The sequence below is a fragment of the Streptococcus hyointestinalis genome (assembly GCF_011039275.1).
In the GTDB taxonomy this organism is placed as follows: domain Bacteria; phylum Bacillota; class Bacilli; order Lactobacillales; family Streptococcaceae; genus Streptococcus; species Streptococcus hyointestinalis_A.
In genome coordinates, this window is the sequence record NZ_JAAKGB010000001.1 from 1,376,212 (window position 1) to 1,400,397 (window position 24,186).

Below are 24,186 nucleotides of genomic sequence, written 5' to 3' on the forward strand. Positions count from 1 at the left end.
CTTTGATATATCGGACTCTGACAGTCTTTATCCGATAGTGTCTACAGTGTCTTTTTTTTTAAGTGAAAGCTCTGTTCTCGTTGAAGCGCTAAGCTTAACCACTCGTCCAGCCCTGTTAGCATAGTACCAAGTGTTTCCTACTTGGAAGAAGCGAGAAACATACAGCTCTCCTGAGTCAGCGTCATAGTAAGACTGGCTGCCATCGCCGTTAGTCACAAAGTCGCCTTTGACCTGCTTACCGTCTGTAGCGAAGTACAAGCGTTGACCGTTGATAGTTTGAGAACCCGTCACTACATGACCTGTACTGTCGGCATAGTACCAGCTGTCACCTACTTGGAAGAAGCGAGAAACATACAGTTCTCCTGAATCAGCATCGTAGTAAGACTGGCTACCATCACTGTTGGTCACAAAGGCGCCTTTGACTTGCTTGCCGTCTGTAGCAAAGTACAAGCGTTGACCGTTGATAGTTTGAGAACCCGTCACCACATGACCTGTACTGTCGGCATAGTACCAGCTGTCACCTACTTGGAAGAAACGAGAAACATACAATTCTCCTGAGTCAGCGTCGTAGTATGACTGGCTGCCATCGCTGTTGGTCACAAAGGCACCTTTAACTTGCTTGCCGTCTGTAGCAAAGTACAAGCGTTGACCGTTGATAGTTTGAGAACCCGTCACTACATGACCTGTGCTGTCGGCATAATACCAGCTATCGCCTACTTGGAAGAAACGGGAAACGTACAATTCTCCTGAGTCGGCGTCATAGTAAGACTGGCTGCCATCGCTGTTGGTCACAAAGTCTCCTTTGACTTGTGTGCCGTCTGCTTGGAAGTAGTAAGACTTGCCATCAATAACCTGACTGCCTACAACCGCCTTGCCGTCGCTGCCAGCATAAGCAAACTGACCACTACCTTTTTCGATTTCAAACCAACGATTTGCCACAGCATTTCCAGAACCTGCCTCGAAGTAATAAAGATTACCATCAGCATCACGAATGGCAATATCCTTTTGTTGGAAACCATCCGCATCAAAATATTGTTTGCTACCGTTAATAGAAACAATACCTCGTGCCATCACACCATTAGCATCAAAATAACGCCAGTCGCTGCCAAAGAGATAATAGTCGTTGCGGTACTGTGCACCTAACTTGCTGTAGTAATAGTAATTGCCACTAGCGTCCATGACAAAAGCGTCACGCAATTGAACTCCATTTGGCAAGAAACGATAGAAATCATCACCTATCTGGTAAGCACCTGTCACCATGTAGCCATTCTCATCGAAATAGTACCAGTTGCCGTTTTCATCTTGGATAAAGACAGACTTGGCACGAGACCCACTTGTAGAATAATAATAGTAACCCGTGTCGTCCTTGGCAAATCCTGTCACGGCTTCTTGCCCTAGCAATTGTTTTGGTAGGATAACGGTGGTTTCATCCACTCTAAAGTAATCGTTTGAGCCCCAATCTTTTAGTACATAATAAGCCCCACGTCCCAAAATATTGGTTCCATTGAAGTATTTAGCTTCCCATTGCTTAATGGCAACTGTTGGGTCTATTTTTTGACCACTAGATACTTGGACACGCTCAAAAATGCTAGGGTATTTCTCCGCAAGCTCTTCTAAGAAAGCTCCGCCATAAACCGCTTGATAATCATCGCCATTAGTGCGTGTCTTGGCAGCATAGAGCAATTCTTTGATAACAGCGCCACTACGGTAGTTCCCATAACTATCGGTACGGTTAGCTGTGACAATCTGCTCACTAGGAAGATTATAAATCTGATCAGGCACCCAGTCAGCAATCACTTGGATACCAGCAGCGTGAAGAGAACGAACGGCATCTAGCAAGTCATTGAAAGAACCATACTTGTTGTTTTTACTCATAGCAATATCATAGCGATCTTCAAAGGCGTAGCCGTTTCCGATGATAGCGTCAAGGAAACTTCCATCTTCACTAGCGACATATTGGGGCGCCATCTCAAAGGAAGTAATTCCCCAAGACTTGAACAAGTCTGCATTTTGAGCAATGAGTTTGTTGGTGTACTGAGCGTCGTTTTCAACAAAGTCTTGGAAGTTAGAAAAACCTTCATAGATAACTTGTGAATCAAGCGCAGCTGAGCTTTCATAGACCAGATTTGAACTATTTTTTTCAGTTGATGCTGCTACACGAACATCCTGCGTATCACTGGCGCCAACTGGTACCCAAACAGCCAAGTAACCATTCATATCAACGGTAGCATAGCCTTTAATCTCACTCGGTGAGAAGGTCAGATTGCCATTATCGTCCGTGTATTTGATATAAGCACTAGCTTCTTGGTCACTAGCAAACTGAAGAATGCCATTTTCAGTTCCCAAAAGGAGTGGACGATAGGCTTGATTCTTGTGCGCAGCTCCCATATTGACCGTTATGGTATTAGCAAAACTATCATCGCCTTGATAAAGTTCTAGTTTAGGGTTGTTGGATACAATGGTCAATATACCTGAATAACGTGTCTCCTCTGTTCCCGAGTCTTCTGCTGTATCAGCGCCTTTACCATAGCGTACAGATGTCAAGAGCTCCGTTCTGTCATAAGCTGTTTTTCCTGCATTATTGAGGCTTTCATTAGCTCCTGCTGGGTAATGAAGTTTCATGTCTTGACCACCAGAAACATACTTGATACGCCCTTTTAGCAAGGTCTCAATAGAATCATAGTAAGGCGATTTTTTAGCCATGTATTGCCCATCATCTGTGTACATGTCACCATAGTAAACACGTGTAATGGCATCTTTATTGGTCAACATGAGCGCATAAGCCGCAGGCACATTGAACTGAGTGTACTTCTTATCCGCTTGATTCATATCTTCATTGTAAATCTTGAAGGCTTCTTTGATTTCATCAAGCGTGATATTGGTCAAACCGTCTGTATCTGTACGTCCCAGCTCTTTATTGATAATCTTAGCAATAACTGTTTGAACCTCTGAATCGTGTGCTCGTACAAACACATAGTTCGCCATGCGTTTGCCATCTTTATAAGCCTTGCCAGTTGTTGGGTCAATGTCTGAACTACGGTTATTGTAGCTGTTTGTGATGATTGGTGCCAGTGATGGCGTTCTGCTCTCATCTCCTTCGACAGGACGCATGAGTGAGTAAAGGAGAGACAGACGATTTTTATTGTCAATTGGCAGTTGAGCACCTGACATAGCCTCATTGTAGTAAGGGTCGTTTTCAGACCAAGCTTCTAAAATAGAGAGATGATTGATAGCGTTGGCTTCGCTATCAGCAACACCATACTTAGCCTTGAAGTAGTCAGAAGCGATTTGCAACAAATCAGCATTGACATTGTCAACCGCATCAACACGAACACCGTCAAAGTTAGCGCTGGCATCACCTGCTACAATCTCACCGAAGTTCATGATAAAGTGTAGCCAGTTTAATTGCTCTGCTTGAACAACGGGATTAGAATTATCAATGTCATTAGCAAGAAGCAATTCATAGCCATCTGTTTCTAAATTATTGTACTTTTCTAACAATTCATCAACTGCTTTAGCACCAAGTTCGCTATCCAAATCTCTATCACGAGTTACCTTGGTAATCGTTTCATTAAACAAACGATAGTCAGAATTGGCTTCTGGTGTCTTATCACTATTGATAAAGGTCAGAGCCCCACCTTGCAAGTGGTCTTGATTTTTTCCAGCTGTGTTATCCTTCTGTTTGGCTATTCCAGTTAGGTTGTGTCGCTACAAATGTTGAAATCGTCTCACGTAGCCAAGCCGTACCATTCACGTAAATTTTCTTTTCAATGGCTTTTTGAATATCTTGAGCCGCTTTATTGAGCTCTTCTTGGCTGGCTGTCGCTTGGACAATATCACCAAAACCTTCTGCCGCCATGTAATTGACATAAGCTAGTTGTGTTTGCTTATCAGGCCACCATGCCATCAATAAAGGACGGACATCCGTCTGACGTGATGGTAACCACTGTTCTCCATTTGAGAGAATTTTCTTTGGACGATACCAAGTATTGGCTGTCAAATACCCATCAACCAGCTCGACTCCTTTTTCATCTAACTGGGCAAAAGCGTTATTTTCACTAAAAGTATCATTGAGACTGGTCAAACCTTCGCTGCTAAACCAAGTTTCCGTACTATTTTCAAGAACGCCATCCTTACCAAAATAAAGCAGCTTGCCATCTTCAGATTCAACGACAAAATTGGTTTTATAAGTACCATCTTCGGCGATATAATAAGTCTTACCATCAATCGTCTGAATACCTGGTGCTGAGGTTTTTGAAACAGCAGTTTCTTGAGCAGTCAACGACTCCGTCTGAGCATTTGTGTTCTCTTCTTGACTAGTAGACGCTTCTGCTTCTGTCTGACTGTCACTATCACTTTGAGAAGACTCTGTTGTGACTTCTTGTGTCGTCGTCACCTCTTGCGTGTCTGTGACATTTGTGTCAGAAGAGCTTTCTTCAGTCGCTTCCTCTTGACTAGAAGCGGCTTCTTCACTTGTAGATGAAGCTGTTGTTTCATCTACTTTTTGCTCAGCAGTCGTGCTTGCTACTTGCTCACTCACAACACTATCAGCACTTGCTTGTGTGCTAACAGCGCCTCCCAACATAAGTGCAGTAGCGGCAATTGCAACTGTTACCCAGTGCTTTTTGACCTTACGTCGCTTATAACGCATTTTGGTCTCCATAATTAGTTCTCCTTTTCCTTAGAAAGCTTATGCTTTCCTAATGCGGTCTCAACAATTCTAACAAGGCTTGTCATCATTCTTAAAACCATTTCCATTGTAACAAATCATGAGAGATACAGCAATAACAGTCTTCTCTTTTAACCAGCCCTTAATGGTTTTGATAAGAAAATTACTAAAAATAAAAACAACTCGATACAATGTATCAAGTTATTCTTTTTGATTTAAAGTTGTTTGGATATTTTCAGCGACAGTCCGTGGGATACCACAGTTGACGATATCATCAACACTTGCTTTTTGGATATTGGTGAGATTTTTAAAGTGTTTCATCAAGAGTTGCTTGCGCTTTGGACCCAGCCCAGAAATGCCGTCTAGCTTAGAGGAGAAGGAGTTTTTAGAGCGCACTTGACGGTGAAAGGTAATGGCAAAGCGGTGCACCTCGTCTTGGATACGCTGCAATAAAAAGAACTCCTCAGACTGTCTAGGCAGCGGCACCACCTGCAAGGGATTGCCAAAAAGCAACTCGTGCGTCTGGTGCTTATCATTTTTTTGCAGACCAGCGATAGGAATGTCTAAGCCAAGCTTATCCTCAATCACTTCTCTTGCGACATTGACCTGCCCTTGCCCTCCATCAATCACGATAAGGTCTGGCGGTGTCAAACCGTCTTTAAGCACACGGCTGTACCTGCGGTAAATAACCTCACGCATACTAGCGTAGTCATCAGGACCCACTACAGTCTTAATCTTAAACTTGCGATAATCTTTCTTACTTGGCTTGCCATTGACAAAGACCACCATAGCAGACACAGGGCTTGTCCCTTGGATGTTGGAGTTGTCAAAAGCCTCGATACGCACAGGTTTTGGAATATTGAGCAAATCGCCCAGATTTTCAATAGCGCCGTGCGTTTTTCGGATGTCTTTTTCCAGCAAATCAAACTTTTGTTGGAGGCTGACCCTGGCATTCTTGGTCGCTAGATTGACTAGTTGCTTTTTCTCACCACGCTGGGGCTTGATGACCTTACTCTTGACCAAAGCCTGCACCAAATCTTCATCAATGTCTTTTGGAATGAAAATTTCCTTTGGCAAAAGGTGCTTTTTATCCTGATAAAACTGACCGATGTAGGTCAAAAAGTCCTCTTCAGGCTCATTGTAGTAAGGAAACATATTAACGTCTCGCTGGATGAGCTTGCCATTTCGCACAAAGAAAACCTGCACGCACATCCAGCCCTTATCCACAGCATAACCGAAAATATCACGGTCTTTCATATCCTGATGAATGACACGCTGCTTGGTGCGTAAAAGCCCAATCGCCTCAATCAAATCCCGATACTCCGCTGCACGCTCAAACTCCATCTGAGCAGCTGCTGCTTGCATTTTATCCCGCAAGCCATCCACGATTTTATTGTCTTTTCCGTTGAGAAAGTTTTTGACATCCTCTTTTAAGCCGTCCCAATAAGCCTTGTTCGTATGGCAAATGGTATGGGCATTACACTGCCCCAAATGATAGTAAAAGCAGACCTTATTGGCTGGATTGGTACATTTCTTAAAGGGAAAGAGACGATCTAACAAACGCTTAATCTCCGTTGCGGCACCCGAGTCTGGATAGGGTCCAAAATAAAGCCCGTCATTTTTCTTAACTTGACGTGTGATAAGTAGTCTTGGATAAACTTCATCCGTAATCTTGATGTAAGGATAGGACTTGTCATCTTTTAGCTTGATATTGTACTTGGGCATATTTTCTTGGATGAGATTAATCTCAAGCAGAAGCGCCTCTGTGTTAGAACTTGTGACAATATACTCAAAATCCTCAATCTCAGACACCAAAAGCTCGGTTTTGGTATTGTGACTGCCATGAAAATAGGAGCGCACACGATTTTTTAAATTTTTAGCCTTCCCCACATAGATGATAGTCCCATTTTTGTCCTTATGGAGATAACAGCCAGGGCTATCTGGTAAAAGCTCTAATTTATGCTTAATCAGTTCATTCATGCTTTTATTATAACAAATTTTACCCAAAAGACAGCAAAAAGAGATTAGACCAGCTAATCTCTTTTTCGCTTTAACGACCAAATACCTCACCAGTCCAAAACTGGTAGACAAGCATAGCCATTTTTTGTGTTGTAACACGACAATGTCTTTCAAACCATTTGCTCTTCATTTGCACCAAACCGCCAAAAAGATATGTCCACAAATACTCTGCATTCGGACCTAAGTCAGCGGTAAAATAACGCTCAACATAAGGCTGCAAGCCTTGAACATAAGTCAGAGCAATGTCATTGATAATCCAGTGCGCATTTTGCACATACAAAACCTCGATACTCTTTTGGTATTGAAGCCAGTAGTCAAAGTAAGTCTTCAATACTCCCAGCAAATCCTCAGGCTTTCTAGAGTCAATCACATTGAAACAATCTTTATATAAATAATCTAAATAAGTCTTTAAAACATCCTCTTTTGAGGTAAAGTGGCGATAAAATGTTTGGCGTGTCAAAGAAGCTTCCTCAACGATTTCCTTAATGGAAATATCTTCGAGAGGTTTTTGGTGCATCAGAGTCAACAAAGCACGGATAAACAACTCTTTTGAGCGTTGACTTCTTCTGCTAACAAGTTCAGACATCACGTTCCTCCTAATTCATATAGTACTGTGCACAATAACACAACATACTTAAAACTTTCTTAAAATAGTTCGATAATTGAAAACCCTTTACTTATTTTCGATAAGAAAACCCCACCATGGCTTGCAAGGCAGGGTTTACACATATCGACTTTACAAAGCAAGTCTAGCTTAAATCCGATTATTTAAGAGTTACGCTAGCTCCAGCTTCTTCAAGTTTAGCTTTAAGTTCTTCAGCTTCAGCAGCTGCAACACCTTCTTTAAGTACAGATGGTGCGTTGTCAACAAGTGCTTTAGCTTCTTTAAGACCTTCACCTGTGATTTCACGAACGACTTTGATAACAGCAACTTTCTTGTCACCACCTGCAGTCAATTCGATATCGAATGAATCTTTAGCAGCACCAGCGTCAGCAGCACCGTCAGCAGCAACAGCTACAGGAGCAGCTGCAGTTACACCAAATTCTTCTTCGATAGCTTTTACAAGATCGTTAAGCTCAAGGATTGAAGCTTCTTTAATTTCAGCAATAATGTTTTCAATGTTCAATGCCATTGTAGTTTCCTCCAAAATAGTTAAATGATAAAATAGGTTTGTAGCTTAAGCTACTTGAAGCATTAAGCTTCTTCTTTTGCTTCTGCAACCGCTTTGACAGCGTAAGCCACGTTGCGGACAGGAGCTTGAAGTACTGAAAGGAGCATAGAAAGCATGCCTTCGCGGTTTGGCAATTTAGCAAGAGCATCGATTTCTTCTTTAGTAGAAACAGCGCCTTCGATTGCACCACCTTTAATTTCAAGTGCTTCAGCATCAGCAGCAAATTCGCTAAGAATTTTTGCTGGCGCAATAACATCTTCGTTTGAGAATGCTACTGCAGATGGTCCAACAAAGATGTCTTTCATCTCGTCAAGACCTGCTTTTTCAGCTGCACGAGTCAAGATAGAGTTTTTGATAACTTTAAACTCAACACCGCTTTCGCGAAGATTACGACGAAGAACTGTATCTTGCTCAACTGTAAGACCACGAGAGTCTACAACAACGATACTTGCTGCTGCTTTCATCTTTTCAGCGACAAGTTCGACTTGTTCAGCTTTTTTAGCAATAATTGCTTCACTCATTAGTTTTACCTCCGTTTTTATTTTTGGGATAGATACAAAAAAAACGTATCTACACCTAGACACGAAAGTACAAAACCGTTATTTCTAAATCACGTTTTGTGCCTCGGTAGGACTATTATGAGCACCGCTCCCCTACTGTCTTAGGTCAGTTTTATTCAAAACCTCATCTAGTATATCGTGAAGTTTTTTATTTGTCAAGCTTTTTTGAGATTATTTTGGGATTTTTTTCTGAAGATGTTATCAATACAGTTTATTCAAAAAACACCAGCCAACAGCTAGCGTCTTTTAGTTTGTCAACTATCAACAATGACCCCTGCCGGAATATATAATACTTTAAAAACCTTGGTTTTAAAGCTTTTTTTCCTATTTGTCACAAGTATGTCACAAATTCTCACTTTTTATTATAAGTTATGACGAATCAATTCGAAGCCCTTATCTCGCTTTTCTTCCAGCAAGTGTCCATAAGTTTTAGTAACCTGCTCTATATCTTTATGCCCCATCACATTTGAAACAACCCAAATATCGATATTATTGGCTAAAAGGTAACTCGCATAGGTATGACGTAAACCTGTTAAAGATAATCGTCTAGGCTCTATCTTTTCTTCCTTTAATAATTGTCTCAAAAGCTTATTTACATTAGCTGAGGTAGGAACGCCGTAATTTGAATCAAAATAGATAAAATCATCAGGATTACTAGTATTTGTCTCTTTTAAAGAACGTTTTTGCACTTGTTTTAACTGTTTTAATACTGAACATGCCTCATCATCTATAGGTACTTCTCTAACAGATGTTTCAGTTTTTGGTGATGTAAAACACTTCTTAGTACTATCGTATCTACGATAAGTTTTAATCACTTTATTTTCAAAATCAATGCAATCCCACGTTAAACCTAGATTTTCACCAGTTCGTAAACCCGTTTTTAAAGCAATAAAAAGAATATAATCAGAAACAATATAGCGACTATCAATTCTTGCTTTGACAGCAGCCTTTAATTTCGAATAATCTGATAAGTTTCTTAAGGATTTGTCAGAGGTTTTCTGTTGTGTTTTTTCACTTACAATAATAACTCCCTCTGTAAAATCATCAATAGCTATCCTGTCACGTCTCGCAAACTGAATAACTTTCCTAACCTCAGCATTGAAGCGACGAACATTATCTTTATTCTGTGTTTCTCCTAGTTTTGTTAAAACTTTCTGGTATTTACTAAACTGAATAGTAACTGCTGGCTGAGTTCCAAAATTCTGCTTGATATACCTTCCTCGTAGCTCATGCTTATAGAGAGTAGAATCACTATGCGATTGTGGAAGAACAATAGTTTCATACCACATTTTCCATAAATCATAGAGCGTAGACTCATTCGTTAAATCAATTCCTCTAAAAAGAAGCTCATCTTTTGCATAACCTGCTAACTGTGCTTCTTTCTTTGTCTTAAAGCTACCTTTCGATGCTATTGTATTTCCTTTTTTATCTTTGACACTATAAGACCATAATTTCTTTTTCCCACGTCTTCTCAGTGTTACTGACATAATGTGATTATCCTTTCCAAATAAAAAAGCGACAATCAAGGTTTGCTACTCTATTATAACATACCTCAATTATCGCCCTCTATCTAATAAAATTTCTGCAAAGTTCTTTTCAAAGAAAGGTTTTGCTCGACTCGCTAAAAACAAGTATTTACCACCTTGGCTTTCAGGATAGCTAACAAAACCTGTTTTGGGATTTTTTGCAATATCAATCTTATCTTTATAGCGAGGATTTAGTAAAACTAAGTCATAAAGATACCCTCGACTAATAGATAACATCTCTAGTATTTCCTTAATATCCATCCAGCGTCCCTCAGACGCATCACGCTTTAATTTCTCAAACTCTACTTTATCCACTAGCAACATATCCTCTGGTATAGGAATAGCCACGTTAGGCAAAGTCAGATTGATAACCTGCGACATACACTCACCTCTCTCCAAAACAAAAAAAGCCATGCTCTAAACATGACCTAAAGCTTATAAATATTTTTTCTTTTCAGATTCATAAACATCAACTAATTCTTTAGCTATATCTATTCTGTAATATTCACTAGGTTTTCCATTGAAATCAACTTTAAAAGCAGATCTAAATATCCCTTTTTCAATAAATTGTTTAACGCACGAATCAATATCAAGATATGATAAAACAACTTCTCTATTTTCTATATACAAATCAAATATTGCCATTACAGATAAGTAATCTTCTGGATATTGAAAAACCATACGAATAGATTGTTCTTTCATATACTCAATCATCTCATAAGTCATAATAAAAAACTCAATAACAGCTAGCACTGCTAAAACAATTACTATATTTTGTAATACGTTTCCAAAGTGATTACTAAAAAGATACCAATTGTAAAGAGATAAAGTTATTATCAGCATATAGATTACAGAAAATAAAACTGACGTATTTAATAAAGATAGAGGCAAAGTTGTCTCTACTCCTCCTTTTCCTTCTACAACTATTTCTCTTCTCTCATCATCATAGGATATACCCTCTACTTTTGCTATTTTGTTTATAGACTTACCTGTTAAAAATCTAAGCGCAATAAACACCGCTAAAATTATAATGACATTTTGAATAACATCAAACATAGGACTTAATCGAACATTAAAACCCATTTCATTAAAAAAAGAAACCAAAAACTCACTTGTAATAGAGTAACCGGAATCTGAAAGAAGATATTCCGATAATATCAACCCTACCAATATAATAGGTTGAAATAAAAGTATCGCTAATAATGTTCTTCCATAAAGATTATCATATACTTTTAAACCTAATTTATACAGAATTGAATACATCAACACACCTACCAATACAATAAATATGTACATTTACATCTCCTCATATTCTATCATAATCAGCAAAAAAAGCCATGCTCTAAACATGACTTAACCTTTCGAAATACCATTACATAAATATCAACTCTTTACAAATACTAAGAGTCCAAAGCAACCCCTCCTATACCAACAATAACTATAGTTCCCCAAATTTATTTTCAAAGTTTGTATTAAGTGTACCTTCAAGCGTTGTCTTAGTTATCGTGTTACATTCTTTCATAAATCCAATTTCTACCTTTTTACCCTAACTAAAGCTAATTTTAAGTTCTTTACCAAGGGCGAAAGCAATCTTGCTTAGTGTGTCTACACTTGTATTTGCTCCCTTTTCGATACGTGCAATTGTCGATTGAGGAACGTGAGCTAATTCTGCCAATTCTCGTTGACTGTACCCTGCTTCTTCACGTGCAAGCATTAAAGCAACCGCACTATCTAATTTCCTTTTTTCTTTTAAAAATCCTTGTTTAAAATCATCATCTTTTAACTGTTCAGCAAGGTAATCATCAAATTTTATAGTTGTCATTTTTATTCTCCTCTTTCTCAAATTCTACTTTTAGTTGTTTAGCGTGTTCAATTTGGGCTTTTGGTGTTTTTTGTGTTTTCTTTGTAAATCCATGAGTAATAACATATCTGTTATCTACCACATGAAAATATAAAGCTCTTTGAATGTTACTAGAAACTTTTGAGCGAATTTCAAAAATTTCTTCATCTAGTTTTTTAACCCACTCCATACGTTGGGAGACTAATAAGCCGTGCTCTTGAATACTAGCAATAACCGTCAACAATTTCTCTTTATCTTTCTTAGGGAGTTCATCTAAAAACTCTTGAAACTCAGTTCTACCATTTGGTCTGGTATAAAACTCAAATTTAGGATTTTTCATATCTTTATGATAGCATATATTGTTTGTTTTGTCAATATATGCTATCGATGTTAAATAAAAAATCCTGACTGTTGTCAGGATAAAAATTATGAGAAGAATTAGGTTATTCGTGTTATTGATAACCTCAAAAAGTAAAAAACCAAAAACTTTAGGGAACTATATATCATGTAACTCATCTTGTGTTTTTGTATCAAGATAAGCTTTATAACTTGCGTAATTCGTTTTTCCCATAGCTTTTATCTTAATAAGATATGACTCTTTTTTCTTATCCATAATATGTCTCCCCATTTATTAAAACAGCCCCCTCATCATAAGGTACTTCACAATCTATAGTTGGATCTGAAAACTCATCACCATCTCCCCATGCAATGGAGTAACCGTTATATTGTAAGTAAACCTTTTGAAATTGCTCTTTATCCTCTAAAGCTTTAAAGGCTTTGATATGGTCAATATCTTGCTTTACATTGTAAATCACACAACGCCCATCTTCATACCATACTTGAATATGGTAGTTGGCTAATGGAATCACTTTGATAGCTCTTGTTCTCATGATTAACCTCCTTTTAAAAATCTGATTGCCAGAGTTCGTTTAGATAATCTTGGTGATTTTCTAAATAAAGTCTGACTTCTTTTAATTGTTTACGTGGTAACTTTCCACCTGCTAATTGTTCACCGTCAAAGGCGAAAGAATAATCTTCATCTCGATAAAGCACATGGACATGAGGTTTATTATGTCCTTTTTCTCGGTTGTTAATATAGATACGCAATCCGTGGTTTAAATATAGTGTTGGCATAATTATAGCACGTCTCCTCTCTAAAAGAAAACAAAAGCCCATCCTTTTTTAGGATGAGCCGTTTCTTATTTTGACTTTTTCTCTTTGTTAAAGAGCTGTTTTAATTTATCTTTATAGTAACCTGCAAGTCCTGCAATGATAACAATAAAACCTAAGACGACCAGTTTCAGTGTATTTTCATCACCTGTTTTAGGAAGTGTCTTGATCTCACCATCTACTGTGGTTAAAGAAATTGTTTTATCTTCATTGACTTTAGCACCGATAGCCTCAGGAGCAATAGTGCTTGTACTGCCATCTGTATTTTCCACCACAAGTTGACTATCTACAGTTGAGACCACTTTGTAGCCCGTGCTGGTCACAATAGGTGCTTGTGGAGTCACATTTTGTACCACTTGTCCTGTTACCTGTGAGGTTGTGCCCACTTGGCTAGCACCTGCTTTATCAGCAACTTCTGCACTAATATTTGGATTATTCGTTGGAACCGTCACATCAGGTGTTAGCGTTGTAGTGCCACCATCTGTAGTTGGTACCTCTACTTCAGTTTTACCTTCTGTTTCTGGTTTTTCTTCCTCTTTTGGCGGTGTCATTTCCGTTGTAGAATCTGCTGGCTGAGTTGTTTCTTCTGTAGAAGGAGGCGTTGACTCACTTGGATTTGTTTCACTGCTACTTCCTGTATCTACGACAATACCGCTGCCATCACTCGGTTTTGTGGTGCTACTGGAATCAGAACCAATCACTGTTCCTGTATTAGAAGAAGAGCTGCTGCTCGTTCCTTGGGAACTTTCTGTTGAGCTGGTATTTTCCCCAATAACAACACCGCTACCATCACTGACAACACCACTAGACGGTTGGTTTTGATTACCAACCACTACTTCATCTGCTAACGCAGCTACACCGATATTACTCAAAGCTATCGTAGAGATAGCCACCATTTTAATCACATTCTTTTTAGTCATTGATTTATCCTTTCTTAATTTGCAATACCTGTTGGTTCCCCCTGCAAACCTGCTAACTCGATCTGCTGAGTACCAACAACATAATTTCCTGTAAAACTTAAGACTTCCTCATCCTTTTTGAGAAGCGCTAAAAACTGATAGACGTTAGACGAGTCACTCTTATAGACCTCGACACTAGTCTCATCATACTGATAACCTGCTCTAATCATCATGGCTATTGTTTCCGCATCCGCAGAATTTGTAATAGATAAGTGATTAGCATAGGTCATCTCTAAGGAGCTAGCTGTCTTTAGGTAGTCCATCACTTGATTGAGCACTTCTTTGACCTCTTTTGCACCAGTATCAGTCGCTGCGTTTTGGGACTGCTCTAGTGCTTCTCGGGCTTGACGAACAACACTTGAGGAAGATTGTTCATTGTCATCTGTTTGGTAAAAGCTTGTCTGTTCCGTTGTCTCTTGGTCATGACTTGTTTTAGACGTCTCTTTAGGGTGAGAACACATTCTAAAGATAAAGAGACCTAAGAGAAGAACAGCTCCCAGTAAAAACCATCTTTTTTTCATCTTAACCGACTGTTTTCGCCTCCTTTACAATACTGTAGCCTTTTTGAGCCGGTGAGTAGAAAGTATATCCTGCGGCATCCGCCGTTACATAGCGATAGTTCCATGTAAATTGACCAAAGCCTTTGTTTTCACCTGAATAAGTGTCAAAGTTTTGCTCAACAACAAGATAATCACCGTTTTCAAAGACATGTGAGACAACACCTGTATGTCCATAACCTCCAGAACCACCTGTTCCAGCAGCTGATGAGAAAACTGCACCAGCCGATGGTTTATCAGATTGACTACCTCCAAAAGCAGCAACCCAGTTAGAGACAACAGCATTCCCGTTACCAGAACTTTGACTAGGGTGTTGACCGTCCTTTTCCCAAAGAGCGTACATCAGACTAGCGGAAAGGTCTGTACATTGACCACCGCTTGAGGCTAAAACCTTCCATCCTTCACGACTTCTAAAGGCTAATCCAACTGACTTTGGATCAATAGCGTATTTCTTCAAATCGTCTGGTAAATCTTCTGCCTTCCAAGCGTTTAGGTTCTTATAATTAACAAGACCAGTCCCATCATCTCCCCAAGAACCACCGCTACTTGAATGCTTACATTTAGACTTAGAAGAGCTTGAGCTGCTTGAGTCATCACCATTACTTGCTTTATCAGAGCTTGTGCCAAAGTTAGCCTTAAACTTAGCAGCGTCAAAGCTGTATTTTCCTCCATCAAAGAGGTCATAGAATTTTTGAGCGTCTGCTTGTTTTTGGTCTTTATGGATATAAGCAGGATTTCCTCTTTCATAAGCCTGCCAAACAAGCGCTGCCTGTTTCACATCTGTCATTTTGGCAAATTGCTCAAAGCTATGATTGCCACCAGTCATATCCATACTAGCATTCCAGTCACCATTTTTAATGGCTGTCATGACATAGTGGTTCATACTATCAATATCTTCCCATTTAGCATCACCTAAAGGGGCATACTTGGTAAAGGGTGTAATTTGATAAGTACCGCCACCAGCTTCTGTCGTGTAGTAAGAAAGACCTTTAGGACGATTCCCATAGGCAATCGAATTAGACTCTAGGTCATTTCCATAGTGCCCTTCCGCCCGTCCAAACATGGCAAAGCCGCCTTCAGAGTTAATCCAGCCCGCTAGACCTGTTGCACTTGCTCCAGAGAGTCCTACATTTATCCAAGACTGTACCAGCTTTTCTGCATTCTGATTGGCTTTTGTGCCTTTTGTAAATGGGTCTGTATCACTAGCACCAGCACTAACGGTATCGCTTGTCGTTGAGTAACTCGAACTCGTTGAGCAAGACCCGCTAATGCTAACATGAAACAAAAGGACAAAAATCGTTAAAATCAAAAGAAAGGGCGCCATTAGAAAACCTAAAGCTATGAAAACTTTTCGCTTAAATGCTTTTTTCATGCTTCACCTCATCTCTTGAGCGAAGACCGTCTCAATTTTGATTTTAACTGTTCATGTGAGTAAGAAGAAGTTACTTTTGGCTTTTTACCGCCATTCGGAGTTACCTTTTGTTTAGGTGCAGAACGCTTGGTATGACTTTCTTTTGTCATTTTAGGCTTCACAGTTTTCTTTTCTTTTGCTTGGCTATAGTCAGATGTGCGACGCTCCAAACGTTGGTCATGACTGTATTTCTTGTAGGCTTCCTTAGCAGACATACCTGTTTTTTGACGAATATCTTCCACCGACTTAACAATCATTTGTTTTTCTCTTTGTTGGTTCTGTTTGAGTTGATGCGCTTCTTTTAAGCGACTGACTCTTTGCTTAGAAACATTAGCTTTTCTTCTAGCTCTCTCTTTATCAGAAGCTAGCTGCATACCAGACAACCTAACATCACCAGCACGACCTTGCAAATGACTCTTAAGCGCTTTATCTCTTGTACCATCTTGAGCTAATTTCAACGTGTTATATTTCAAGTGATTAAGCCCACGTCCAAAGTTCGTTTTCAACTGATTAAAGCGATCTTTTCGTGCCTGTGATTGTGCATGAACTAACCGACTAGCAGCTTCTCTACTGTAACCAGCACCTGCCATAGCAAAGCTCATTTGACCCGCTCTTGATAGACCAGAAATTCCCTTTACAGTACCTCTGCCTAATCCAGCTAACGAACGATTACGGATACCTTTAACTGCTTGTCTTGCTACTGCCATTTTAGTCATATCATTTGTTAAGCTACGACCACCATAGCGGCGACTACGTACAGTCCCTTTAAAGCCTCTCTTAAGACGATTAGGGAAGCGACCAAAGGAACTTGACACCCGCAAGCGATCTGCAGTCAAAATGGAAACGAGCCAATCACGCTTCTTCCAAAGCATAACTAAAACTATAATCTCGACAAAAACAACCAGCAAATAGTTATTAAAGAATGTGGAAACAACATCATCAATCATCTTGTAGATAAACAAAGCCATAATGGCAAAGAAATCCATGAAACCAGATAAGCCCACGGTGATACCTATACGTTTAGCAAAATTAAGTAAAACAATTTGCATGGTAGGTATAAAACTGATAAGCGCCACAAAAGGTGATAGTACAAACAGTATCAACAATGTGATTCTTAACACAAATCGGAAAATAGCAAAGGCATCTATGATAATTCCCAAAACAGTTGTCTTGAAGATAGAACCGATAGCATAGGAAAATTTATCACCCCAATTGTTAGATAAGTTTTTAATTTTAACCTTATCACCATTATAAACAATCTCTTCCATCGTCTTATCGTTCAATTTAAATTTCTTATCATCACTATCATAAGCTAACAAAGCTTTTAGATCTTTTTCACTCAAATTGAGCTTCAATCCTTTGTATTTTGCCTTGTCCTCACTCACCTTATCAGCATTCATGTAAGCGTAAGGCTCCCAAATAGCTTGTTCAAAATAACTATCCAAAGGACTACCCTCACCATACCCTTTGCTACTATAAGCGTTTTCAAGTTTAGAAACGCTAGAAGCTACCCCTGTCAAAGCACTATCTACGTTTGTATAGGCTCTTGTCAGGTAATAATCTCCAGTCGCTGACTTTGTAAAGAAAATTGTCACAACACCGAAGGTCACAAAAAGTTTAAGCAGCGATGTAAAGAAACCACCACCTCTTTTGACATATTCATAGTAAGCATAAGAGACAAACAAGCCCCCGACAAAGAGTAAGACTTGACTCGTCATCAGGCTATTATAAGTATCTCCAGCGATATTTAAGATATCGACAATCTGAGTATTAAGGCTACTATTCTTATCTAGTGAATCATAGATAGTCGCCATCATAGAGAAAATCGTCTTATTAACCCAAAAGATAGCTTGCACAAAGGAGTTAATCAAATAGTTTGTTTCGGAGCTAAAACCCAAAAAGTCCCCTTTAAAATAAGTCTTAGATGTAAAGCGGTCGAGGTCATCCTTGAATTGATCGTAGAATAAAGGTCTATCAAAGGTGTCATAAGTCGCCGCATCTATCAACTTTTTTTGAGTTTCTTTTTTAGAATCAATATCTGTTCCGAGTTTTTTGGCATCCTTGACATACTTGTCATAATCATCACCGAGTATCTTTTTGATTCCCTGCTCTTGAATTTCTAGCAAGTTTTTAGGGTCAACCGTATTGGTTTTTGCTCCATCTGAACCTTTTCCTTTATCGTTTTTCTTGGTGTTGGTATCATTTTTGTTTTTTTCCTTAGATTTATCAATTTTTCCTGTTTTTAGAGGTGGATTAGTGAAACTGTTCGTTAGACCTTTATTTAATTTAGAGTCTGCTAAGCTCCCTATCGGAAAAGTCACTAGAAGCAATAACACCCCTAGCAACATTAAACGTTTTCGTTTCATAAGCCCCTCCTTTAAGCTGTTGCTTTCAACTGACTCTCAACCGTATCAAAGAGAACCGTGACTTCTGGAAACATACCATCAACGGTGATGCGCTCACGCCGTCCAAAGGTATCATACATGATACATTGACCCATGGTCATATTACCAATCCACCTCTTGGTCTCTTCATTGACAGGCAGTTTGAGGTAAGCAAGGATATCATCAATCTCAGTTTCTTCCAAAAAGGCAAAAACCGTTCCAAAACCAGTCGAATCTTCCTCTGTCTCTAAGTCATGAACCGACTGCGTACCTAGAATCATAAAGTTATTATAGGAGCGTCCGATACGTTTCATCTCCATGATAACCTCACGACCTGCAGGCGTTGAGTTAAACATCCAACACTCATCAAATACAGACATGGTTTCTACCGTTCTGTCACGTTCCCCAAATCGCTTACAGAAATAGCCTAATCCATAAAGGACAACCAAGGACTTCTTCTGCGACTTGGTTAAGTCCATCTGTGATTCTGATTTTGGTAAATCAAGTCCTGAAATTTCAAGGATAGTGGTCTTGTTAGTTAAGTTAATAGCGCTGTTGCGTCCATCTGAGAAGCAAAGAGACAGAATAGACTTTTGTGATTTTCGCCACAAGTTACGTCCTGCATTAACGACAGTCTCAGAAGAAGATTGCTGCATATCCTCAAAGACATGTAACATACCAACTTTTTCACCTTGTTTCTTTCGAGCCAACACTCGATCAATACTCGTGAGATAGGCATCTTCAATCTCATCTGTATTTTCTTTAAGCACCGAATCAATCATAGAATCAGCAAGGTCAATAGCTTCTTGTCCATCAAGAAAGACAATTGGGTCAAGCACACCATAATTATCTGGATTTTTGGCATCTAAGGTCACATAATGAATACTCTTAATGTACTCTTGGAGTTCTGGGAACTCTTGCTTACGTTCTAACTCATAGAGTATCTTTTGATATTGTGCTCTGACTTCTCGTTTAGGATCAACATACAGACATTGCATCTTAAGTAAACTGTGATATAAAAAAAGCAGTTTAATCAAATAGGATTTTCCTGACCCTGTTTCACCCGTCACTCCAACATGTGGGTTGTTAGTCACTTTCCCTTCAATCCCTTGTTTATTAGCTTGTAAGAGATTGACATAAACTGGAGTAGAGCTAGCAGCAATCGCCGCCTTATAATCCCCTTGCCATGAATCCGACTGATAATCAATCCGTCCAATAGGAAAGCCAACGTCTGTACCGACTTTCTTAGTCATAAAGAAGAGGTTTTCACAGAAGCCCTCTAAACTCATAGGCTGAATAAAGTTCCTGTCTGACTTGGTAAGCACTTCTGTAAAACGGTTCTTATAGAAAAGGTAGAGCTGGTCTGCATTAGCCCTCACTAGGCTGATACCTAGTTGGCTAAAGACTGAGAATAGAATATCAATACGAGATTTTAAAACGTCAATGGTGCTACCTGTCACAAACAAGGTATTGAGATAAGACACCAAAGGCACATCCTCATCTACCTTTTCTTTTAGGTCTTCCAAAAGGAAACGGCTACGCACTACACTAACATTTTGTGTATCGTCTGCTTCATCCGCTTCATCCATGGTATTTTTCAAGCGCCTACGACTACGTTTAGCTTTATTTGGCAGAGAAAAAATACCGTTAGGTGTTGAAAATTGTACCTTGAACCGTGACTCAACTGGAAAACTGAGCTTTTCAATCTCTTCTTGCAAATGGAGATAAGACACATTTTCTGGAAGCGTATCAATAGGAAGCGCTGCGACATAGGAAACCTCATCCATATTAGAGAATTTCATGATATTGACATGCTCAAACTCGATATTAACTTCATCGACATTTTCCATATTATTGCCAACAAAGGTCATTTCCGTCTCCTTATCAACGACCATACCACGTAAAAATTGGAGGCGTTGGATAAAGATATTTTCACCTGTTGATACTCGCTTGGCATCCAACATGTCAAGTGTACTCTTGAGGAGTCTTTCTTGATGTTGGTACTTCTCATACCAGTTGCTTGGCACCTGTTCTCTAAAACCTAGAAGAGATAAGGTTGAATTTCTAAGACTGCGATAGCCTTGTCCCACAACGGACTTGAGGTCAATAGAGACATGGATAGATTTTAGAGGCACCACAAGGTAGTAGACATACTCGTAAATCGTTCCTAGTGACTCATAAAGTTTTTCTACCATACCATTTAAAAGATACTCTGCTAAAGGAGCAGCACCATCCTCCCAATCAATATCCAAAGCAATCTTTTCGAAGCGTGGGAAAATATCTTGATCCATAGGAATCATAGCAATCTCAAAATCATGGTAGTCTCGTAAGCTAGAAAGTGTTGCATAGACACTTTCTTTAAACTGTTCCTTACCTTTGAAGTCTGGAGAGTTAATGACTTTAGGTGGAATACGATAGACTGCTGAGACACTACCGTCTTTTCGTAAAATGAGGTTCTCATGAATATCCCACAAGGGATTGAGCATGTATTTATCTCGACTATTTAAAACATCACTAAATGACACGTGTTCTCCTTCCTCTTGGTTTGTGATAAATCTGTCCTTTATTGACATAGATAGATTCTTCTCGCATACCATACTTGATATAAAAGAGAAGATAATCTTTTAGATAAAAGACAAAAGCCTTACCATCTACAACCAAATCAGATAGGCACCTGCCTAGATAAATCCCTGCGACTACACATAACATCCCTCTTAATCCCCAAGGGAGAAAGAAGAGTAGGAAGTCCATCAGGTACCATAAGCTAGCTCCTACGACAAAGCCATAAACAAAAAAGGATAACTTAAGCGCTGAATTGAGCGAGAAGTTATCCGTAAGTCTTTGAATCCAATAAGGTTGCGATAAGGCTTGTTTGTAACAATAGAGTTCCTTATCTGGTTTTTCCATAGGCTTCACCCAAAGATTTTAGCGACAACACCTTTTAGGCTATCCATAACTTGTTGTGGATTAGAACCATAGTAGTAAGCAGCAACTCCAATAGCTAGTTTAGTTACCGCTTTACCAAAGGAGCCGTCTTTCACTGCTTCGATAATACCAAAGGCTGAGTAGGCAATTACCAGCCACATCCCGATATTTTGAAAAAACCATTCCCATAATCCTGATAATGTCATCTTTATTTATCCTCCTTGTCTGCATAATCCACTGGGATTGTATGTTCAAGCGCATTGACATAGTAGCTGTCTTTTTTACGCCCTAATTTTAGTGTGAAATTCTCACTATGTTTATTGCCTGCAATGTCAAACTTGACTTGCACATAGGCAGTCACTTTTGAGCCGTCCTTAGCGTAGTAAACATAATCTACACCATCAAAGGTCACTCCATTAACCGACTGCACATCCTTAGCAATCAAATTCAAGTTCTTTTGACTGGTCGTGTAGTTGGTGAAAAAGAGTGTTAAAAAGTCGTCCAACTCTTTTTTCTCTCTTTGTGGGAGATTATCAGTAGCCGTGAGACTGAGCACCTCATTTTTACTAGCACCAGACGCCTTTAAGTCATTGACCGCTTCAATCCACGGTAGACCTGACACGTAGTAACCTCCATTCTTTTCACCAAAAGGAATGGAAAAACGGATGGTCACTGTATTTGCCAAGTCGTCCCCTGTTGCATAGGTAACCTGATAGGTTGCCACCTTATCTTTAATGGTCTGTAAAACAGCACTCACTAGTTCACTAGGCTTACGGTCTTCAGACGTTAGCTTAGCGGCAGGCACATTGTCATAATAGCTATTAACCAACTCTTCTTGCGCTTTTTGGTCACTTTGTTCTGTCGGATAGGTAAAATAATCCATGACAAAGCTATCCAAAAACTGCTGCAAGCGATAGTCCACATTATTCTTACCAAAGGTCAAACTGGTTAAGTCTTGTGTACTTTCTCGGTGCGAATTTTTGATGACGTTGGTTGTAATCGCTGTTCCACTCAGCAATACAAAAACCAAAGCCCCACCAATAAAGTAGGCATTCATTTTACGTTGACTAATGACTTTCATATCCTGCCTATCTTTTGTTTTTGGGCGTTTTAAAAAACGCCTTTTTTCTTTAGCGATAAGTCTTACCTCCTTCTTTTCTAAACTAAAAAAAGCAGTCAATGGTGACTGCTTACTACTTATAATGGTCTCTAAATGATAAGAAACCAATAACATCATTTTCAACAATATAAATTAAACGGTGTTCATCAGTAATACGTCTTGACCATGCACCTGTAAAATCATATTTTAAAGGTTCAGGTTTACCAATCCCCTCAAAAGGATGACGTTTAATATCCTCGATTAAACGATTGATACGTTTTAGGATTTTCTTATCTTCTCGTTGCCAAGAAACATAATCCTGCCATGCATCATCAGTAAACTTAATCATCATTCACCTCTAATAAATCGTGTTCCTCTAACTGTCCTTCCTGAAAAGAAGCTAACCCTTTTAGGATTTTAGTAGAGAGGTACTCATTACGCATTACTCTTAATGTTTCTTGAATACTGTCCCATTCATCTTTTGAAACAACGACAATATCCTCATCAGGATTTTTATTGACAACAACCAAAGGTTCAAATTCATCATTTACCTTTTTCATATAACTTTTCAGATTATTTCTAAAGTTTGAATAAACTACAACTTCCATTACTTGTCCTCCTCTAGCTATCATCATTATATCATTTAACAAGATATTGTACAAGTATTAAGTTGTCATATAAAAACCTTTAGGCGTATTCAATAGAATACCTTGATTGACGTATTGCGAGACAAAGTTCATCCAATTATTAGTTTTATAGAAAAACTCAATAATAGCGGTTCTATCCACATACTTCAAGAGTTTTTGCATGGTTTCTACTTCATTTTTAGAGACAAACTCATAATAATGACTGATGATATAAGGGACAGACAAACGTCGCTTTAAGCAATAGCGGACAATGTAGTCATCACCTTCATACAGCTCCATAACGCATAATTTTAGCGCATAGGCTTCTTTTAAGGACATGATAGTATCCACTTGCCAATCCACAAAACCACAAATAAAAAAGGCATCGTCTTCGATACCTCGCACTCGCATGCGTTCTCGTACCTGTTCCTCCGAGAAGCGCATCAAGTCTAATTGACATAAAGAGCGACTGTTCCCGTCGCTTCGGATTCTAATATCTGCAATCATAATAACTCCTTACACTAAAAAATGGTAAAATAAACTCAGAATATAATAAAGGAGACATTTCATGAGCCATTTTTATTCTATTGTTTTTAAAAAAATTACACACGAACTATCACTAATTATTTTACTAATATTACAGTTTATGCAAATCTTGCTATGTATCGGACTAATATTTTCCTTAATAACTCCTCAATTTATAAATTATGGTAATTTATTAGTTTATTTGCTTTTCATTAGAGGAATACATTTGTGCACTAACTATCTGATACATTCTCTTACACCTATTATTAAAAAATCATTCCTGCCTGATGACAGAGACCTTCTTATTCAAGAATTAGAAAGTTCTTTAAAAAAATTTAGTGATTTTGCTAAATGGATATGCGGTATACTGGCAACTATCATCGCCTTAACTGTAACCATCTCTGTCAACCTTTACATGAAAGGATTTGATTTAATAATTGATGCTATACCTTTAAATGATTTAAGTGAAGAAATACGCTCGCTCATAAATAATTCTGATTCTATTTTTCAATTACTTTTTCTAATAACTATACTCATTACAAGCTTTATTTTGTTGCCTTACTTTACACTACAACTTTTAACTTATAATAAGCGACTGACGCTTAAAATTTTAAAAAGTTGTAAATACAAACATGACTATCCGTCATACCAATCTTATACTTTTATAACCTTTATTAAAGAGCTACTTTTTCTTGACTACTTAATATAAATTTGAAAAACCAGCTCAGACAAGCTAGTTAGTAC

Annotated in this window: 23 protein-coding genes, 1 pseudogene and 1 other annotated feature; of the genes and pseudogenes, 1 reads left to right on the forward strand and 23 read right to left on the reverse strand. The window is 38.7% G+C overall.

The window, feature by feature from the left end:
• Nucleotides 1-27 precede the first annotated feature (27 nt).
• The 23 genes and pseudogenes from G5B60_RS06655 to G5B60_RS06765 all read right to left on the reverse strand — a co-directional run bounded on the left by G5B60_RS06655 (nt 28) and on the right by G5B60_RS06765 (nt 23,424).
• A pseudogene (locus tag G5B60_RS06655) lies at nt 28-4,663 on the reverse strand (glycoside hydrolase family 70 protein).
• Nucleotides 4,664-4,870: 207 nt separating this feature from the next.
• Nucleotides 4,871-6,649: an excinuclease ABC subunit UvrC gene (gene uvrC, locus G5B60_RS06660; protein ID WP_164683315.1), complete on the reverse strand. Its 1,779-nt coding sequence runs from the start codon at nt 6,647-6,649 to the stop codon at nt 4,871-4,873.
• Nucleotides 6,650-6,719: 70 nt separating this feature from the next.
• Nucleotides 6,720-7,274 carry a TetR/AcrR family transcriptional regulator gene (locus G5B60_RS06665; protein WP_164683316.1) on the reverse strand — a complete coding sequence of 185 codons (555 nt, stop codon included), beginning with the start codon at nt 7,272-7,274 and terminating at the stop codon, nt 6,720-6,722.
• A 178-nt stretch (nt 7,275-7,452) separates the two neighbouring features.
• Nucleotides 7,453-7,821 carry a 50S ribosomal protein L7/L12 gene (gene rplL, locus G5B60_RS06670; protein ID WP_115269041.1) on the reverse strand — a complete coding sequence of 123 codons (369 nt, stop codon included), beginning with the start codon at nt 7,819-7,821 and terminating at the stop codon, nt 7,453-7,455.
• A gap of 62 nt (nt 7,822-7,883) precedes the next feature.
• Nucleotides 7,884-8,381 carry a 50S ribosomal protein L10 gene (rplJ, locus tag G5B60_RS06675; RefSeq protein WP_115269039.1) on the reverse strand — a complete coding sequence of 166 codons (498 nt, stop codon included), beginning with the start codon at nt 8,379-8,381 and terminating at the stop codon, nt 7,884-7,886.
• Nucleotides 8,382-8,409: 28 nt separating this feature from the next.
• Nucleotides 8,410-8,544 (reverse strand) — a sequence feature (ribosomal protein L10 leader region).
• 238 nt (nt 8,545-8,782) lie between these two features.
• On the reverse strand, nt 8,783-9,907 hold the full coding sequence (locus tag G5B60_RS06680) for a site-specific integrase (protein WP_164683317.1): 1,125 nt from the start codon (nt 9,905-9,907) through the stop codon (nt 8,783-8,785).
• 69 nt (nt 9,908-9,976) lie between these two features.
• The gene (locus G5B60_RS06685) at nt 9,977-10,327 is read right to left on the reverse strand and encodes a DUF771 domain-containing protein (protein ID WP_164683318.1); all 351 of its coding nucleotides are present in this window, start codon (nt 10,325-10,327) and stop codon (nt 9,977-9,979) included.
• 54 nt (nt 10,328-10,381) lie between these two features.
• Nucleotides 10,382-11,242 carry a hypothetical protein gene (locus tag G5B60_RS06690; protein WP_164683319.1) on the reverse strand — a complete coding sequence of 287 codons (861 nt, stop codon included), beginning with the start codon at nt 11,240-11,242 and terminating at the stop codon, nt 10,382-10,384.
• Between the two features lie 250 nt (nt 11,243-11,492).
• Entirely contained in the window at nt 11,493-11,768 is a 276-nt protein-coding gene (locus tag G5B60_RS06695; RefSeq protein ID WP_164683320.1) for a helix-turn-helix domain-containing protein, read from the reverse strand.
• The gene (locus G5B60_RS06700; protein WP_164683321.1) at nt 11,749-12,126 is read right to left on the reverse strand and encodes a type II toxin-antitoxin system RelE/ParE family toxin; all 378 of its coding nucleotides are present in this window, start codon (nt 12,124-12,126) and stop codon (nt 11,749-11,751) included. Before G5B60_RS06700 ends, G5B60_RS06695 begins: the two co-directional genes overlap by 20 nt.
• Nucleotides 12,127-12,391: 265 nt before the next feature.
• Nucleotides 12,392-12,676 carry a DUF2442 domain-containing protein gene (locus G5B60_RS06705; protein WP_164683322.1) on the reverse strand — a complete coding sequence of 95 codons (285 nt, stop codon included), beginning with the start codon at nt 12,674-12,676 and terminating at the stop codon, nt 12,392-12,394.
• 13 nt (nt 12,677-12,689) lie between these two features.
• Nucleotides 12,690-12,920, reverse strand: a complete 231-nt coding sequence (locus tag G5B60_RS06710; RefSeq protein ID WP_164683323.1) for a DUF4160 domain-containing protein — start codon at nt 12,918-12,920, stop codon at nt 12,690-12,692.
• 65 nt (nt 12,921-12,985) lie between these two features.
• Nucleotides 12,986-13,876, reverse strand: a complete 891-nt coding sequence (locus tag G5B60_RS06715) for an LPXTG cell wall anchor domain-containing protein (RefSeq protein WP_164683324.1) — start codon at nt 13,874-13,876, stop codon at nt 12,986-12,988.
• Between the two features lie 14 nt (nt 13,877-13,890).
• A complete protein-coding gene (locus G5B60_RS06720) occupies nt 13,891-14,436 on the reverse strand; it encodes a hypothetical protein (RefSeq protein WP_164683325.1) in 546 nt (181 codons plus the stop codon).
• 1 nt (nt 14,437) lies between these two features.
• Nucleotides 14,438-15,844 carry a phage tail tip lysozyme gene (locus G5B60_RS06725; protein WP_164683326.1) on the reverse strand — a complete coding sequence of 469 codons (1,407 nt, stop codon included), beginning with the start codon at nt 15,842-15,844 and terminating at the stop codon, nt 14,438-14,440.
• A gap of 8 nt (nt 15,845-15,852) precedes the next feature.
• Nucleotides 15,853-18,249, reverse strand: a complete 2,397-nt coding sequence (locus tag G5B60_RS06730) for a hypothetical protein (RefSeq protein WP_164683327.1) — start codon at nt 18,247-18,249, stop codon at nt 15,853-15,855.
• Nucleotides 18,250-18,260: 11 nt separating this feature from the next.
• Nucleotides 18,261-20,792 carry an ATP-binding protein gene (locus G5B60_RS06735; protein ID WP_430523647.1) on the reverse strand — a complete coding sequence of 844 codons (2,532 nt, stop codon included), beginning with the start codon at nt 20,790-20,792 and terminating at the stop codon, nt 18,261-18,263.
• Entirely contained in the window at nt 20,782-21,174 is a 393-nt protein-coding gene (locus tag G5B60_RS06740; protein ID WP_164683328.1) for a TcpE family conjugal transfer membrane protein, read from the reverse strand. The genes G5B60_RS06735 and G5B60_RS06740 overlap by 11 nt, the downstream gene beginning before the upstream one ends.
• A gap of 5 nt (nt 21,175-21,179) precedes the next feature.
• Nucleotides 21,180-21,398, reverse strand: coding sequence for a TcpD family membrane protein (locus G5B60_RS06745; RefSeq protein WP_115271326.1), 219 nt, complete (start codon nt 21,396-21,398; stop codon nt 21,180-21,182).
• Between the two features lie 2 nt (nt 21,399-21,400).
• The gene (locus G5B60_RS06750; RefSeq protein ID WP_164683329.1) at nt 21,401-22,273 is read right to left on the reverse strand and encodes a conjugal transfer protein; all 873 of its coding nucleotides are present in this window, start codon (nt 22,271-22,273) and stop codon (nt 21,401-21,403) included.
• A 112-nt stretch (nt 22,274-22,385) separates the two neighbouring features.
• Complete coding sequence (locus G5B60_RS06755) at nt 22,386-22,640, reverse strand: Txe/YoeB family addiction module toxin (RefSeq protein ID WP_164683330.1); 255 nt, start codon at nt 22,638-22,640, stop codon at nt 22,386-22,388.
• Nucleotides 22,633-22,899, reverse strand: coding sequence for a type II toxin-antitoxin system Phd/YefM family antitoxin (locus tag G5B60_RS06760; RefSeq protein WP_164683331.1), 267 nt, complete (start codon nt 22,897-22,899; stop codon nt 22,633-22,635). Before G5B60_RS06760 ends, G5B60_RS06755 begins: the two co-directional genes overlap by 8 nt.
• A gap of 57 nt (nt 22,900-22,956) precedes the next feature.
• Nucleotides 22,957-23,424 carry a hypothetical protein gene (locus G5B60_RS06765; protein WP_164683332.1) on the reverse strand — a complete coding sequence of 156 codons (468 nt, stop codon included), beginning with the start codon at nt 23,422-23,424 and terminating at the stop codon, nt 22,957-22,959.
• Between the two features lie 61 nt (nt 23,425-23,485).
• Here G5B60_RS06765 and G5B60_RS06770 point away from each other — a divergent pair, with 61 nt between their 5' ends.
• On the forward strand, nt 23,486-24,151 hold the full coding sequence (locus tag G5B60_RS06770) for a hypothetical protein (RefSeq protein ID WP_164683333.1): 666 nt from the start codon (nt 23,486-23,488) through the stop codon (nt 24,149-24,151).
• Nucleotides 24,152-24,186 lie beyond the last annotated feature (35 nt).

Excerpts from the sequence above, each read along its gene's own strand:
- G5B60_RS06730 (WP_164683327.1), bottom strand. The coding sequence starts at position 18,249 with ATGAAACGAAAACGTTTAATGTTGCTAGGGGTGTTATTGCTTCTAGTG.
- G5B60_RS06685 (WP_164683318.1), bottom strand. The coding sequence starts at position 10,327 with ATGTCGCAGGTTATCAATCTGACTTTGCCTAACGTGGCTATTCCTATA.
- G5B60_RS06755 (WP_164683330.1), bottom strand. The coding sequence starts at position 22,640 with ATGATTAAGTTTACTGATGATGCATGGCAGGATTATGTTTCTTGGCAA.
- G5B60_RS06680 (WP_164683317.1), bottom strand. The coding sequence starts at position 9,907 with ATGTCAGTAACACTGAGAAGACGTGGGAAAAAGAAATTATGGTCTTAT.
- G5B60_RS06760 (WP_164683331.1), bottom strand. The coding sequence starts at position 22,899 with ATGGAAGTTGTAGTTTATTCAAACTTTAGAAATAATCTGAAAAGTTAT.
- G5B60_RS06745 (WP_115271326.1), bottom strand. The coding sequence starts at position 21,398 with ATGACATTATCAGGATTATGGGAATGGTTTTTTCAAAATATCGGGATG.
- G5B60_RS06700 (WP_164683321.1), bottom strand. The coding sequence starts at position 12,126 with ATGAAAAATCCTAAATTTGAGTTTTATACCAGACCAAATGGTAGAACT.
- G5B60_RS06770 (WP_164683333.1), top strand. The coding sequence starts at position 23,486 with ATGAGCCATTTTTATTCTATTGTTTTTAAAAAAATTACACACGAACTA.
- G5B60_RS06690 (WP_164683319.1), bottom strand. The coding sequence starts at position 11,242 with ATGTACATATTTATTGTATTGGTAGGTGTGTTGATGTATTCAATTCTG.
- G5B60_RS06740 (WP_164683328.1), bottom strand. The coding sequence starts at position 21,174 with ATGGAAAAACCAGATAAGGAACTCTATTGTTACAAACAAGCCTTATCG.
- uvrC (WP_164683315.1), bottom strand. The coding sequence starts at position 6,649 with ATGAATGAACTGATTAAGCATAAATTAGAGCTTTTACCAGATAGCCCT.
- G5B60_RS06720 (WP_164683325.1), bottom strand. The coding sequence starts at position 14,436 with ATGAAAAAAAGATGGTTTTTACTGGGAGCTGTTCTTCTCTTAGGTCTC.
- G5B60_RS06665 (WP_164683316.1), bottom strand. The coding sequence starts at position 7,274 with ATGTCTGAACTTGTTAGCAGAAGAAGTCAACGCTCAAAAGAGTTGTTT.
- G5B60_RS06695 (WP_164683320.1), bottom strand. The coding sequence starts at position 11,768 with ATGACAACTATAAAATTTGATGATTACCTTGCTGAACAGTTAAAAGAT.
- G5B60_RS06750 (WP_164683329.1), bottom strand. The coding sequence starts at position 22,273 with ATGAAAGTCATTAGTCAACGTAAAATGAATGCCTACTTTATTGGTGGG.
- G5B60_RS06705 (WP_164683322.1), bottom strand. The coding sequence starts at position 12,676 with ATGAGAACAAGAGCTATCAAAGTGATTCCATTAGCCAACTACCATATT.
- rplL (WP_115269041.1), bottom strand. The coding sequence starts at position 7,821 with ATGGCATTGAACATTGAAAACATTATTGCTGAAATTAAAGAAGCTTCA.
- G5B60_RS06710 (WP_164683323.1), bottom strand. The coding sequence starts at position 12,920 with ATGCCAACACTATATTTAAACCACGGATTGCGTATCTATATTAACAAC.
- G5B60_RS06765 (WP_164683332.1), bottom strand. The coding sequence starts at position 23,424 with ATGATTGCAGATATTAGAATCCGAAGCGACGGGAACAGTCGCTCTTTA.
- G5B60_RS06725 (WP_164683326.1), bottom strand. The coding sequence starts at position 15,844 with ATGAAAAAAGCATTTAAGCGAAAAGTTTTCATAGCTTTAGGTTTTCTA.
- G5B60_RS06715 (WP_164683324.1), bottom strand. The coding sequence starts at position 13,876 with ATGACTAAAAAGAATGTGATTAAAATGGTGGCTATCTCTACGATAGCT.
- rplJ (WP_115269039.1), bottom strand. The coding sequence starts at position 8,381 with ATGAGTGAAGCAATTATTGCTAAAAAAGCTGAACAAGTCGAACTTGTC.